Raw genomic sequence first — 12,707 nt, 5'->3', positions numbered from 1 at the left:
TACCACTGACGACCGGACGAAGGAGGCCCCCAGATGTCACTGCACATCGACTGGGTGCACTTCTGGTCCGTCCCGATCTTCACCGCGATCATCGGTTGGCTCATCAACTGGACCGGTCTGTGGATGCTCTTCGCCCCAATCCGGTTCCACGGCAGGCACGTGCCCGGCCTGCGCGAGCTTGCACTCCGGCTGCCGCGGAAGTTCCAGGAGATTCCCGGCTGGTTGCGCGGTGACCTCGGCTGGCAGGGCATCGTCCCGGCGCGGGCAGCCAAGATGGGTTCGATCGCGGTGGACCGGGCTCTGTCGAAGATGGCGACCGCGTCGGACTTCTACGAGCATCTCGATCCGGAGCTGATCGCCGAGCACATCGTCAAGGCCTTCCGCCCCGAGCTCCCCGTATTGGTCGACGAGATCATGTGGCAGGAGCACCCGCGGCTGTGGGGCGATCTGCCCGAGCCGCTGCGCAACGCGGTCATCTCCCGGGTCCAGAAGCAGTTGCCGGGCGTCGTACGCAACGTCACCACCGAGATCGGGACGCACATCGATCAGTTGATCGATCCCAAGATCATGGTGATCGACAACTTTGAGGAGAACCCGGAGATCGTGGTCCGGATCTTCAAGGAGTTCGGTGCGCGCGAGTTGCGCCTGATGGTGCTCTTCGGCGCCATCTTCGGATTCCTGCTCGGCGTTCCGGTGGCATTGGCCGATCAGATCTTCGGTCAGTGGTGGCTGCTGCCGGTGCTGGGCGTCGGCGTCGGCTGGATGACCAACCTGCTCGGCATGTGGCTGATCTTCGAGCCGGCCGAGCCCAAGAGGTTCGGCCCGTTCAAGATCCACGCGCTGTTCGCCCGACGCCAGTGGGAGGCCTCCGACGTCTACGGTCGCCACATCGCGATGGACGTGATCACGCTTGAGCGGATCGGCGACCACCTCCTGGTCGGCCCGTCGGCGGACCGTACCCGGCAGATGCTGGTCGAGGCACTGGAGCCTGCGATCAACGATGCCCTGGGCTTCGTCGCGCCGGCGGTACGCATCGCCATGGGTCGCAGCCGCTTCGACGCGATCCGGAGTTCGGTCGCCGAGCAGGCGGTCGAGCTCACGATGGAGCCGCTGCGGGACGTCGAGTTCTCCACCGCGCAGGCGCACAAGATCCGTGCGCTCATCGCCGACCGATGCCGGTCACTTCCGGCGCCGGTGTTCGTTGAAATGATGCGCGCCGCCATCAAAGAGGATGAGTGGATGCTCTACGCCCACGGGGCGATCATGGGCTTCGTCGGCGGGTTGATTCACCTCTCGATCTTCGGAGTTGGCTGATGGCTGGAGCACGCAAGAAGGAGACACCGCAGACGAACGGCGGGCTGGTCCTGACGTCGGGCCTGGGTCTGGCGCGGATCGGCGCCACCACGCTCGTACGCACCGCTGGTTGGGGTGTGACCCAGTACAGCAAGGGTGCTCGCCGGATCGCCCAGGCGGCGGTGGACCCGATCGCCGCGGCCGAGTTGGCGGACGACGTCGCGAAGGTGACCGGTCAGGTCGCCGACTTCGCCCGCGCGGTCACCGCGAACACGCCGTTGGCTGGGGCTGCCGAGTTCGGCGCGATCCTGCTGGACCGCGCGAAGGGCATCGCCGAGCAACTCGGCACCGGGGAGCCGGTCGAGCAGAGCGACTCCGATCGCCTGCGGCGGGCCGGCGAGGACCTGCTGCGCCGCTCGCGTGACGTCTGGCACGAGGAGGAGCGGCACCCGGCGTTCGAGGGGATCCTCAAGAGCATCGCGCCAGACGAGGCACGCATGCTCGTCCTGCTGCTCAAGGAAGGCCCGCAGCCGACCGTCGACGTGATCGTCTCCAACTCCAAGCGCGTACTCGCCAGCGGCCTGAGCATGATCGGGGGCCGAGCCTCGCTCCGCTCGCCGGACTCGATCCCGACCTACCTCATCAACCTGACCCGACTCGGGCTGGTCTGGGAGAGCGACGATCCGGTCAAGGACCTGCTGCGCTACCAGGTCGTCGAAGCCCAGCCGGATGTGCTCGAGGCGGCCAGGTCCGTACGCCGCTCGAAGGTGCTGCGCAAGAGCCTGCACCTGACTCCCTTCGGCGTGGATTTCGCGGTCGCCTGCTTCGCCGACTTCGAGGGTCTGGTCGATCGTCCCCAGCACGCGGTCCCCGCGGATCCGGATCCGTTGCGCCGCGTGGGTGACTAGACGCCCTGAGATGGTTCATGGCGTCCGCCGCGTGCTGAACGCTAGGCTCGCCCGGCTGGAAGCCCCCACCGGCGAAGGGATGCGGACGTGCTGCACTGGCTGAATGAGTGGTTCCACCACATCAACTGGGTCCAGATGGCAACGATCCCGGTCTTCACGGGTGTCATCGGTTGGCTGATCAACTGGTCGGGCCTGTGGATGTTGTTCTCCCCGGTCCACTTCCACGGCTGGAACGTGCCCGGTCTGAAGGCGATCATCGCGCCGCTTCCACGCAAGATCCACGAGGTCCCGGGGCTTCCGCTCGGCAAGGTCGGCTGGCAGGGCATCGTCCCGGCCCGCGCGGCCAAGATGGGGTCGATCGCCGTCGACAAGGCCATCGCCAAGTTGGGCACTCCCGCCGAGTTCTTCCAGCAACTGGAGCCGGACAAGATCGCCGAGCACATCGTCACGATCTTCGAGCCGCAGCTGCCGGTCATCGTCGACCAGATCATGCAGGAGGAGCACCCGCGCCTCTGGAATGACATCCCGGCACCGCTCAAGGCCGCGATGATCGACCGGGTCCAGGGCCAGTTGCCATCGATCGTCGGGCGGGTCACCGATCAGATCGGCGAGAATATCGACGAACTGCTCGACCCGAAGCTGATGGTCATCGACCACTTCCGGGACCATCCCGAGCTGGTCGTCCGGATCTTCCGCGACTTCGGCGCCAAGGAACTGCGCCTCATGGTCGTCTTCGGCTTCATCTTCGGATTCCTGCTCGGGATCCCGGTGGCGATCATCGACTCGCTGGTGCACGAGACCTCGTGGAAGTCGCAGTTGGTCTGGCTGCTGCCGTGCATGGGCATCGTCGTCGGTTGGATCACCAACCTGCTCGGCATGTGGCTGATCTTCGACCCGGCCGAGCCGCGCTACTTCCTGGGCATCAAGATCCAGGGCTTGTTCCCCCGCCGACAGTCCGAGGCCGCGGAGGTCTACGCGGACCTGATCGCCGCCGAGGTGATCACGTTGGAGCGGATCGGCGACTTCCTGATGGAGGGCCCGCACGGCGACGCCACGAAGCGACTCCTCGGCGTTGCGCTGGCACCGGTCGTCGATCAGGCGATCGGCTTCTACCGCCCGGCCGCCTGGGCGATCATGGGCAAGGACCGGTACGCACGGATCAGCGCGAGTGTCGCGCAGGAAGCCGCTGACCGTACGCTGGTGCCATTCCGTGACGCGGAGTTCAGCCAGAAGCAGGCCGGCAACATCCAACGGCTCGTCGCACAACGGACACGAGAACTTCCGCCCGCAGACTTTGTGGACATGATGCGGTCGGCGATCAAGGAGGACGAGTGGATGCTGTACGCCCACGGGGCGATCATGGGACTGGCGGGCGGATTCCTTCACTTGGCTCTGTTCGGAATCGGCTGACCGATGCCGCCTCGGCGGTGGCCAGCGACCCCAGCGGCTCCGTCGTACCCGTCGCCGCCACTGTTCCCGGTCTGGCCCGCGTCGCCGGCGCCGCTGCTGCGAACACTGCCCTCTGGGGGGCGCGTACGTCTCTGCGCACCTCCTGGCGCCTGGCCAAGGCGACGGTCGACCGCGGTGAGCTGACCGCACTCACCCGTGATGCGATCGGTGTCCTGGACAACGTCGTCGTCTTCGCAAACGCTGTCCTCGGCACACCTGTCGCCAGCCTGGCCCGGGTCCCGGGTGTCGCCGCTGTCACCGAACTGGTCCCGCTGGGATTCGACGGACCGGTCGATGAGAGCCCCGAAGGCCTGCGTCGCCGCGGTGCCGCGCTGCTCGACCGCTCGGCCGATGTGACCATCCAGGACGACGGCCACCCCGCGTACTCACGCATCCTGACCGAGCTGGCCCCGGACGAGGCCCGCATCCTGCGCCTCATGATCGAGGGTGGCCCGCAGCCGTCGGTCGACGTGCGTACGGGTGGGTTCGGCTCGAGCGAACTGGTGGCGTCCGGGCTGCAGATGATCGGGCCGCGCGCCGGCGTACGCAAGGTGGGCAACGTGCCGGCGTACCTCAACAACCTGTTCCGCCTGGGTCTGATCTGGTTCTCCAAGGAACCGATCGACGACCCTGAGGGTTACCAGGTGCTGGAGGCCCAGCCCGAGGTACTGCACGCGTTCCATTCGGTGCGATTCCCCAAGGTCGTCCGTCGCTCGATCCACCTCACCCCGTTCGGTGAGGGCTTCGCACGGATGGTGCTGCTCGCGAACGCCGACAAGGAGCTGCCGGAGCACGCCGCGCCGCTGGCCTCGGAGGAGTCGGCTCCACCCAAGGGCTGACCGATCATGTCGACTCCTTCCCTTCTCCCCCGCGAGGGTGCGTACGTCCTCACGCTCGGCGACGACGAGAACCGTTTCTCGCCGGAGTGGCTCGACGCCGCGGATGCCGCGCTCGATCAGGTGGTCGCCGAGCCGCTGCCGCTGGTCGTCACCGGCGAGGGCAAGTTCTTCTCCAATGGCCTCGACCTGGACTGGTTGTTGACTCATGCCGATGAGGCGACGTGGTACGTCGGGCGCGTCCAGGGCTTGCTCGCGCGCCTGCTGGTGATGCCGGTACCCACCGTGGCCGCGATCAACGGACACGCCTTCGGTGCCGGAGCGATGCTGGCGATGGCGTGCGACTGGCGCTTCATGCGCGAGGACCGGGGCTTCTTCTGCTTCCCCGAGGCCGACATCCGGATCCCGTTCACGCCGGGCATGGCGGCCCTCATCCAGGCGAAGGTGTCACCGCGCACGGCTCTGGACTCGATGTCGACCGGGCACCGTTACGGCGGCGCTGAGGCGGAGGCTGTCGGCATCGTCGATGACGTTGCCGCCGAGGCCGACCTGGTGGCCAGCGCGCTCGCAAGGGTCGTGCCGCTGGGGGACAAGGACCCCGCGACGATCGCAGCGATCAAGGCGCAGATGTACGACGTCGCCGTTGCTCGGCTGGCTCAGCCGGGTGGCGTCACGCTTCCTCAGAGTTGAGTGGAACAGACTCAACTCTGAGGACGTTGACAGATCAGTAGCGCACATCCGGTGCGTCCTCGAGATCGACGGAAGCAGGCATGAGTCAGTTCACCCAGGACAAGTTCACCGACGCGGCGATCGAGGCCGTGGCATCGGCCCAGGCAGCAGCCACTGCTGCGGGCAGCCCCGTGGTCGATCCGCTCCACCTGTTGGTCGTGCTGCTGTCGGACACCGAGGGGATGGCCACCCAGATGGCCCGCCAGGCCGGGGCCGAGCCGACAGCCTTCGCCGCTGCCGCACGTGCCGCTGCTGACGCGCTCCCGAAGGCGACCGGTACGACCGTGCGCCAGGCCGGTGCCAACCCCGCGCTCGAGGAGGTCCTCGGTCGCTCGATCACGGTCGCGGAGAAGCGGGGAGACCAGTTCGCCGCGACCCAGCACCTGTTCCTCGGGCTGGCCGAGGTCACCAGTAGCGCCCAGAAGGTGATCGCGAACGCCGGCCTCACGGCCGACTTGCTCACCGATGCGCTCAAGGCCCTCCGCGGCGACCGCCGTGTCACCAGCAAGGCGGCCGAGGCCACGTACGACGCCCTGGACAAGTTCTCCGTAGACCTGACCGCTGCCGCGGAGTCGGGGAGGCTCGACCCCGTCATCGGCCGCGACCAGGAGATCCGCCGGGTGATCCAGGTCCTGTCCCGGCGTACGAAGAACAACCCGGTGCTCATCGGCGAACCGGGCGTCGGCAAGACCGCTGTGGTCGAGGGGCTGGCTCAGCGGATCGTGGCCGGCGATGTCCCGGACAGCCTCAAGGGCCGGCGCGTACTCAGCCTCGACCTGATGGGCATGGTCGCGGGAGCGAAGTACCGCGGTGAGTTCGAGGAGCGCCTGAAGGCGGTCCTGGAGGACATCAAGGCAGCCGAGGGCCAGGTCATCACCTTCATCGACGAACTGCACACGGTGGTCGGCGCTGGTGCCGGTGGCGACTCCTCGATGGACGCCGGCAACATGCTCAAGCCGATGCTGGCCCGTGGGGAACTACACATGGTCGGCGCGACCACGCTGGATGAGTACCGCGAGCGGATCGAGAAGGACCCGGCGCTGGAGCGGCGCTTCCAGCAGGTGTTCGTCGGCGAGCCGACGGTCGAGGACACCATCCAGATCCTGCGGGGCATCCAGGAGAAGTACGAGGCGCACCATGGCGTACGCATCACTGATGCTGCGCTGGTAGCCGCTGCGACTCTATCGGCGCGATATATCCCGGGTCGCCAACTGCCGGACAAGGCCATCGACCTGATCGACGAGGCGTCCTCGCGTCTGCGGATGGAGCAGGAGTCACGCCCGGAGGAGATCGACCAGCTGCAACGTCAGGTCGACCGGATGCAGATGGAGGAGTACGCCCTCGCGAAGGAGTCGGACGAGGCATCGGTGGCCCGGTTGGCGTCGTTGCGCCGCGACCTCGCGGACCGCTTCGAGGAACTCGACGCGCTGAACGTCCGCTGGGAGCGCGAGAAGTCGGCCAACGAGGGTGCCGGCGAACTGCGTCGCCAGCTCGACCAGCTCAAGATCGACGCCGAGCGGCTGCAACGTGAGGGCGACCTGGCTGGTGCCAGCGCGATCCTGTACGGGCAGATCCCCGAGATGCAGCATCGGATCGAAGCGGCTGATGAGGCAGCGCAGATCGACGACAAGCTCGTCGGCGAGGAGGTCGGAGCCGAGCAGATCGCTGATGTCGTGGAGGCCTGGACGGGCATCCCGACCGGGCGGCTGCTGCAGGGCGAGACCCAGAAGCTGCTGGAGATGGAATCCGTGATCGGCCAACGCCTGATCGGTCAGAAGGCCGCCGTTGAGGCGGTGTCCGATGCGGTACGCCGCTCGCGCGCCGGCATCGCGGACCCGAACCGGCCGATGGGGTCGTTCCTGTTCCTCGGCCCGACGGGCACCGGCAAGACCGAGCTCGCCAAGGCCCTCGCTGACTTCCTCTTCGATGACGAACACGCGATGGTCCGCATCGACATGAGTGAGTACGGCGAGAAGCACTCGGTCTCACGTCTGGTCGGTGCGCCTCCCGGCTATGTCGGGTACGACGAGGGTGGTCAGCTCACCGAGGCGGTTCGTCGCCGGCCGTACTCCGTGGTGCTGCTCGACGAGGTCGAGAAGGCGCATCCGGAAGTCTTCGACGTCCTGCTGCAGGTGCTGGATGACGGACGGCTCACCGACGGCCAGGGGCGTACGGTCGACTTCCGCAACACGATCCTGATCCTGACCTCCAACCTCGGATCGCAGTATCTGATCGACCCGAGTCTGGCGCCGGAGGTACGGGACGAGTCGGTGATGGCAGTCGTACGCGCATCGTTCAAGCCGGAGTTCCTCAACCGGCTCGACGAGATCGTGATCTTCGAGGCGCTGTCGAAGGACGAGCTGACCCACATCGTCGAGCTGCTGCTCGCCGGCCTCACCTCGCGGCTGGCGTCGCGGCGGATCGACCTCGATGTCACGGACGCCGCGAAGGCGTGGCTGGCCGAGACCGGGTACGACCCGGCGTACGGGGCCCGGCCTTTGCGCCGCCTGATCCAGAGTGCGATCGGGGACGAGCTGGCCAAGCTGTTGATCAGCGGTCAGGTGGCCGATGGTGGTTCAGTGCGGATCGATCGTGGCGAACACGGTTTGACCCTGACCGTCTGAAACAGCCTCGAGAACGAACAGAAGGGCGCCTCCCCGAGAGGAGGCGCCCTTCCTGGTTCGTACGGATCAGAACGCGTGCGCCTTGAACAGCGCGAGGAGCGCGTTCAGGTCCTTCTCCTGGGTGGCGGCGGCGACCGGCTTGCCGTGGTCGAGCGCGTAGTCGGTCGAGATGGTGTTGAGCTGGTCGTCGAACAGCGTCCAGACCGCGTTCGGCTGGTCGACCGTGCCGTGGTCGAGCACCTGGAGCGAGGTCGCATCGGCGTCCCACGCGTCCAGCAGGCTCTGGGCGCTGGCCTTCGCGGCCGCCGAGTCGCCGGACTTCGTCGCTGCCAGAGTCTGCTGGGCGAGCAGCTCGTAGTGAGCGACGTCGCTCGCAGCCGAGGCACTCGTGGCCGCAGCCTTCGGGCAGGCCGGCATGGTCTCGCTGGCACCGCTCGGGTCGCAGGTGGCGTGCGGCTGGTTGTGGGCCCAGATCATGATGCCCGCGGTGGCGACGGCGACGACGACGAAGCCGACCAGACCGAGGCGCTCCTTGAGCGGAGTGGTCGTCACCGTCGGCACGTGGGTCGCCTCGTACGTCTCGACGACGTCGCTGCGGCTGATCGTCAGATAGACGACCGTGGCGAGGATCGCGCTCAGGAAGATCAGCGAGGTGACCAGGGTGCCGAGGCCGAGACCGGTCGGGTCGCCGGCGTTGACGGCGACCTTGGGGGCAGCCAGCCAGTCGCCGATGTTCGCGCCCAGTGGCCGGGTCAGGATGTACGCGAGCCAGAAGGACAGCACCGGGTTGGCGCCGAACTTCCACAGGGCGGTGATCGAGATGATCAGGCCCAACGGCAGCAGCACGGAGTGGGCCGGGGTCCAGTTGGTGAGCTCCAGCGTCCAGTCGCCGGTCGCGGTGCCGAGGGCGAACGTGACCAGGACGGTCAGCCAGTAGAACGCCTCGCGCGGCACGGTCGTGATCGAGTGGATCGAGAGCGTACGCTCCCGCAGCCACCAGATGCCGAACACGATCGCGAGCAGGACCGAGAAGACCGCCGAGGACACCCACAGGCGTACGTGCAGGTTGTCGGTGAGGAGATCGGTGTAGAGCGTGCCGGTGACGCTCACCACGACGACGGTCAGCCAGTACGGGAACGGGGTGTAGCGCTTGGTGGCGAACTGCCAGCCGATCACGGCGACGAACACGGCGGTGAAGATCACCGCGGTCCAGCCGAGTGCGGCGGGGTCGCTCAGGCCGAGGCCGTTGGCCAACTTGCCGTTGATGAAGTCCGCGAAGCTCTCACCGACCGTGGTGCACAGGATCTTGATGATCCAGAACCAGATGGTGACCTCGGGGACCTTGTTGAGCATCGCGCGGCCGGTGGCGGCGCCGCGGGGTGTGACATCAGTGGTCGTCATAGCCCGATGGTGGCGGCGAGAACCTGCTTTTAACCTGACTGGTATCCCCTGAACGGGTGACCCCGGTCACCGAAGGAAGGTCGCTGCGACCCCTCCTGCGATGCCGCCCGGAGGTCTAGCGTGACCTGTCGGGGGCTCGTAGTGCGGTGGAGCAGAGGGAGCAACACCATGGCGAACATCCGTCGGATTCGTAGGGGCGCGCTGGTGACGGCCCTCGTGGTCACGGTGGTGACAGGGTTGTGCAGCGCGCCTGCGAACGCATTCCTGCTCACCGATCCGATCCTCGGTGGAAACTGCGCGGTGGTAGCCGGCAACCTCGTCCAGAACTGTGGATTCGAGGCTCCCGTCACCGGCGGGGTCGTTCCCGGTTGGACACACAACGTCAGCGACTTCTCGAATGTCAACACCATCGAGGCACACAGCGGAACCCATGCGCTCGGCTTCTATTCGTCCGGTGCCGATGACGTATGGACCCAGACCATCGCGGTCGCCCCGAACACTCAGTACCTGGTCGGCGCGCGCTTCTCCTCCGGTCACAGCAGTGCGGCTTCTGCCCAGGACCACATCCGTTTCACGGTCACGAATGTGGCTGGTGCGCCCGGCGCTGCTGCCACGATCTTCAGCTCCAACAACGTCGACCTGGACTGGGTCACGGGGTCGAGCATCGTCACGACCGGCTCGGCCCACACGATGACGCTCACCGTCAGTGCCGCCAACGTGCCGTCCGGGTCGTACGTCGATGACGTCTATGTCGTCGCGCAGCAGACGGTCGGCTGCGCACCGATCAAGAACAATCTGATCGGCGACTGCGGCTTCGAGGCCGGGTCCTTGAGCCCGTGGGTCCGCAACGGGACCCCGATTGATTCGTTCGTTTCGTCGTCCACCGCCAACACCGGTGGTAGGTCACTGGCGTTCGCATCGTCAGGTGCTGATGACGTGTGGTACCAGATCTTCGCCGTGCACCCGAACACCCAGTACACGCTGTCGTTCTGGGTGGAGTACAACTCCAACACGGCACCTGCGAAGAACGACCTCCACTTCGTCCTCTCCAACGTGTCCGGAAACCCGGGGAACGTGTTGAGGCTCGCGACGACGAATGTCAGCAACAGGTTCTGGGTTCGTACGACGAGGACCTTCACCACCGGTTCCGGTCATACGGCGACGTTCTTCATCACCGGAGCGAACACGCCGTCTGCAACGTACGTCGACGACGTCAGCATGACTGCGGTGACCCACGTGACCGTCTCCGCCAAGGCCCGGACGGTCACCACCACCGTCACCGGAGTCGGCGGCCAGAAGGTCGAGCTGCTCCGCCGTGTCGGGAGCACCTGGGCGGTCATTCGTACGTGGGTGGCGCCCTCGACCGGCTGGTCGAAGGCGTGGGCGGTGGCCGTTCCGGCTGGCACCTATCGCGCGATCGCGCTGGCTGCCCCCGGGTACGCGCAGGCCGGGAGTTCGGCGATCAACGTCAAGTAGCACGCAAACCGTGCCCTGTGCGGGCGGTCACTGGGTTGGGGTGTTCGGTGCCGGGAACCGCACCGTGACCTCGCCTCGTCCGCTGGCGACGGCCTGCACGTCCAGGCCGGTCGCGTTCGCGATCCGTCGTACCACCGCCAGGCCGAGACCGTGTCCGGGCCCGCCGGAGGCGCCGACCTCGAACGCACTCTCGACGCTGTCGTCGCTGAACCCGGGACCGTCGTCGAGCACGCTCACGATGACACCGTCCGGGTCTCCGATCGCGTCCACGCGTACCTCGGACCGCGCGTGCCGCAGAGCGTTGTCGAGCAGCGGTCCGAGGACCGCGCGTACGACGTCGTCGGCCACGCCGACGCGCAGACCCGCTGGTACGTCCACCGCGATCCGGCGGTCCGCCACGGCTGCGACGACGGCCGGTCGCAACTCGCAGGACGTACTGCCGTGCAGTCGGGTACGCGCCGCACTCAGAATCGTCTGGACAGAGCTCGTCAGCCGGTCGACCGATGCCACCACGACGGTCGGATCGAGGGCCTCTCCGGACATGTGCGCCAGCTGGGCTTCTCCGCGGAGCACGGTCAGCGGCGTACGCAACTCGTGCGCGATCTCGTCGGTCAGCCGCCGTTCGTCGGCCAGTGCGTCCTCGACCCGATCCAGCAGGTGATCGAGCGTGCGCGCGAGCTCCCCGAACTCGTCGCGCGGTTCGCCGAGCGCGAACCGCCGGCCGAGATCGTGATCGCCCCACTCGTCGGCAAGCGCAGCCATCTCGCGGACCACCCGGAGCACCCGCCGGATCGCGATGTACGCGATCACGCCGACGAGCAGCACGGTCAGGGCGCCGAGGATCAGGGTGACCGCCAGCGTTCGGTGTTCGGAGGTCCGGAACGCGGTGAGATCCACGCCGACCACGACCGCCACCCGGTGGCCCGGGACGTCAACAGGTCGGGCGAGCAACAGATACTGCGGACCGCGGGTGATCTGCTCGCGGGTGCTCGTCGAGAGCGCCGCGACCTCGGTGGCGAGAGCTTTCGGCACGGTCCCGTCGATCAGTCGGCCGTCGGCGTACACCCAGGTGACGGAGTCGAGGGCCTCGCTGCCGCCCTCGGTCAACGCCACCCGGCCGCCGAGCAGTTCGACGTTGGCTGCGACTGCTTCGGCGCGGGTACGAGCCAGCGCGTCGGCCTCGGCGCTCGTGATGTGTCCGACGAGGACATCGGTGACCACCACGCCGACGCCGATCACGCAGGTGGCGATCACCACCGCCAGAGAGACGACCTGGGCACGGAACCGGTTCAGTCCCATCGGTAGCCGACCCCACGGACGGTGACCAGTCGTTCGGCCATGCCCAGTGTCCCCAGTTTTGTCCGCAGACGACGCACATAGGAGTCGAGCGTGTTGTCGCTGACGTACGCGCCGTGCGGCCACCCGGCGGCGACCAACGCGTGCCGGCGTACGGCCTCTCCTCGGGCGGCCAGCAGTCGACCCGCCACCCTGAACTCCGTCGGCGTGAGATCGACCGTGACCGCACCGTGGGAGAGGACGTGCCGCGCCGGATCGAGGACGAGGTCGTCCACGCCGACATCGACCGAGCTCCGGCGGACCAGCGCGCGGACCCGGACGAGCAGTTCGGGGATGTCGAACGGCTTGGTCATGTAGTCGTCGGCGCCGGCCTCGAAGCCCTGGATCTTGTGGTGCAGCCCGTCGAGAGCCGTGAGCATCAGGATCGGGGCGTCGCAGCCGCGGGCACGCAGAGCCACGGCCACGTCGCGCCCGTCGGCATCGGGGAGGCCGAGGTCGAGAATGACGACCTGCGGCCGCGGCTCCAGGCGCGCGAGGAGTGTCTCGGCGGAGCCCACCGCCACCACCTCGTGGCCGTCCTGTTCGAGTGCGCGTCGCAGGACGCTGCGTACAGCGTTGTCGTCCTCGCAGACCGCGACCAGCGCCATGCGGGAAACCGTACACTTGCGAAATGCGTTAGTGGTGACTAACGTATT

General features: G+C 67.3%; 10 protein-coding genes. 7 read left to right on the top strand and 3 right to left on the bottom strand.

The window, feature by feature from the left end:
- Positions 1–33 precede the first annotated feature (33 nt).
- The 6 genes from KCTC_RS07795 (at position 34) to clpB (ending at position 7,839) form a co-directional block, all read left to right on the top strand.
- Complete coding sequence (locus KCTC_RS07795; protein ID WP_125568331.1) at positions 34–1,314, top strand: hypothetical protein; 1,281 nt, start codon at positions 34–36, stop codon at positions 1,312–1,314.
- Positions 1,314–2,201, top strand: coding sequence for an Abi-alpha family protein (locus KCTC_RS07790; RefSeq protein ID WP_125568329.1), 888 nt, complete (start codon positions 1,314–1,316; stop codon positions 2,199–2,201). The genes KCTC_RS07795 and KCTC_RS07790 overlap by 1 nt, the downstream gene beginning before the upstream one ends.
- 87 nt (positions 2,202–2,288) lie before the next feature.
- Positions 2,289–3,611, top strand: coding sequence for a hypothetical protein (locus tag KCTC_RS07785; RefSeq protein WP_125568327.1), 1,323 nt, complete (start codon positions 2,289–2,291; stop codon positions 3,609–3,611).
- A gap of 17 nt (positions 3,612–3,628) precedes the next feature.
- Positions 3,629–4,489, top strand: a complete 861-nt coding sequence (locus KCTC_RS14895) for an Abi-alpha family protein (RefSeq protein ID WP_197715160.1) — start codon at positions 3,629–3,631, stop codon at positions 4,487–4,489.
- A gap of 6 nt (positions 4,490–4,495) precedes the next feature.
- Positions 4,496–5,176 carry an enoyl-CoA hydratase/isomerase family protein gene (locus tag KCTC_RS07775; RefSeq protein ID WP_125568325.1) on the top strand — a complete coding sequence of 227 codons (681 nt, stop codon included), beginning with the start codon at positions 4,496–4,498 and terminating at the stop codon, positions 5,174–5,176.
- 80 nt (positions 5,177–5,256) lie between these two features.
- Positions 5,257–7,839 carry an ATP-dependent chaperone ClpB gene (clpB, locus tag KCTC_RS07770; RefSeq protein ID WP_125568323.1) on the top strand — a complete coding sequence of 861 codons (2,583 nt, stop codon included), beginning with the start codon at positions 5,257–5,259 and terminating at the stop codon, positions 7,837–7,839.
- 66 nt (positions 7,840–7,905) lie between these two features.
- Here the strand turns inward: clpB and KCTC_RS07765 are convergent, their stop codons facing one another.
- Positions 7,906–9,240 (bottom strand): COG4705 family protein, encoded by a 1,335-nt coding sequence (locus tag KCTC_RS07765; RefSeq protein ID WP_231998635.1) that lies wholly within the window; start codon positions 9,238–9,240, stop codon positions 7,906–7,908.
- A 168-nt stretch (positions 9,241–9,408) separates the two neighbouring features.
- Between KCTC_RS07765 and KCTC_RS07760 the strand changes: the two genes are divergently transcribed.
- Positions 9,409–10,716 carry a carbohydrate binding domain-containing protein gene (locus KCTC_RS07760; protein ID WP_125568321.1) on the top strand — a complete coding sequence of 436 codons (1,308 nt, stop codon included), beginning with the start codon at positions 9,409–9,411 and terminating at the stop codon, positions 10,714–10,716.
- Between the two features lie 27 nt (positions 10,717–10,743).
- On the opposite strand, the gene KCTC_RS07755 is transcribed toward KCTC_RS07760, so the two are convergent.
- Together KCTC_RS07755 and KCTC_RS07750 are read right to left on the bottom strand one after the other, a co-directional pair.
- Positions 10,744–12,015: a HAMP domain-containing sensor histidine kinase gene (locus KCTC_RS07755; RefSeq protein ID WP_125568319.1), complete on the bottom strand. Its 1,272-nt coding sequence runs from the start codon at positions 12,013–12,015 to the stop codon at positions 10,744–10,746.
- The gene (locus tag KCTC_RS07750; RefSeq protein ID WP_125568317.1) at positions 12,006–12,659 is read right to left on the bottom strand and encodes a response regulator transcription factor; all 654 of its coding nucleotides are present in this window, start codon (positions 12,657–12,659) and stop codon (positions 12,006–12,008) included. The genes KCTC_RS07755 and KCTC_RS07750 overlap by 10 nt, the downstream gene beginning before the upstream one ends.
- Between the last annotated feature and the right edge of the window lie 48 nt (positions 12,660–12,707).

Origin of the sequence: Nocardioides baekrokdamisoli, from assembly GCF_003945325.1 — a bacterium.
In the GTDB taxonomy this organism is placed as follows: domain Bacteria; phylum Actinomycetota; class Actinomycetes; order Propionibacteriales; family Nocardioidaceae; genus Nocardioides; species Nocardioides baekrokdamisoli.
The sequence above is the reverse complement of the archived record's forward strand: the minus strand, read 5'-3'. Positions and strand labels throughout refer to the sequence as shown.

Bases quoted from the DNA above. Each gene is read 5' to 3' on its own strand.
- KCTC_RS07760 (WP_125568321.1), top strand. From the start codon at position 9,409: ATGGCGAACATCCGTCGGATTCGTAGGGGCGCGCTGGTGACGGCCCTC.
- clpB (WP_125568323.1), top strand. From the start codon at position 5,257: ATGAGTCAGTTCACCCAGGACAAGTTCACCGACGCGGCGATCGAGGCC.
- KCTC_RS07750 (WP_125568317.1), bottom strand. From the start codon at position 12,659: ATGGCGCTGGTCGCGGTCTGCGAGGACGACAACGCTGTACGCAGCGTC.
- KCTC_RS07795 (WP_125568331.1), top strand. From the start codon at position 34: ATGTCACTGCACATCGACTGGGTGCACTTCTGGTCCGTCCCGATCTTC.
- KCTC_RS07765 (WP_231998635.1), bottom strand. From the start codon at position 9,240: ATGACGACCACTGATGTCACACCCCGCGGCGCCGCCACCGGCCGCGCG.
- KCTC_RS07755 (WP_125568319.1), bottom strand. From the start codon at position 12,015: ATGGGACTGAACCGGTTCCGTGCCCAGGTCGTCTCTCTGGCGGTGGTG.
- KCTC_RS07790 (WP_125568329.1), top strand. From the start codon at position 1,314: ATGGCTGGAGCACGCAAGAAGGAGACACCGCAGACGAACGGCGGGCTG.
- KCTC_RS07775 (WP_125568325.1), top strand. From the start codon at position 4,496: ATGTCGACTCCTTCCCTTCTCCCCCGCGAGGGTGCGTACGTCCTCACG.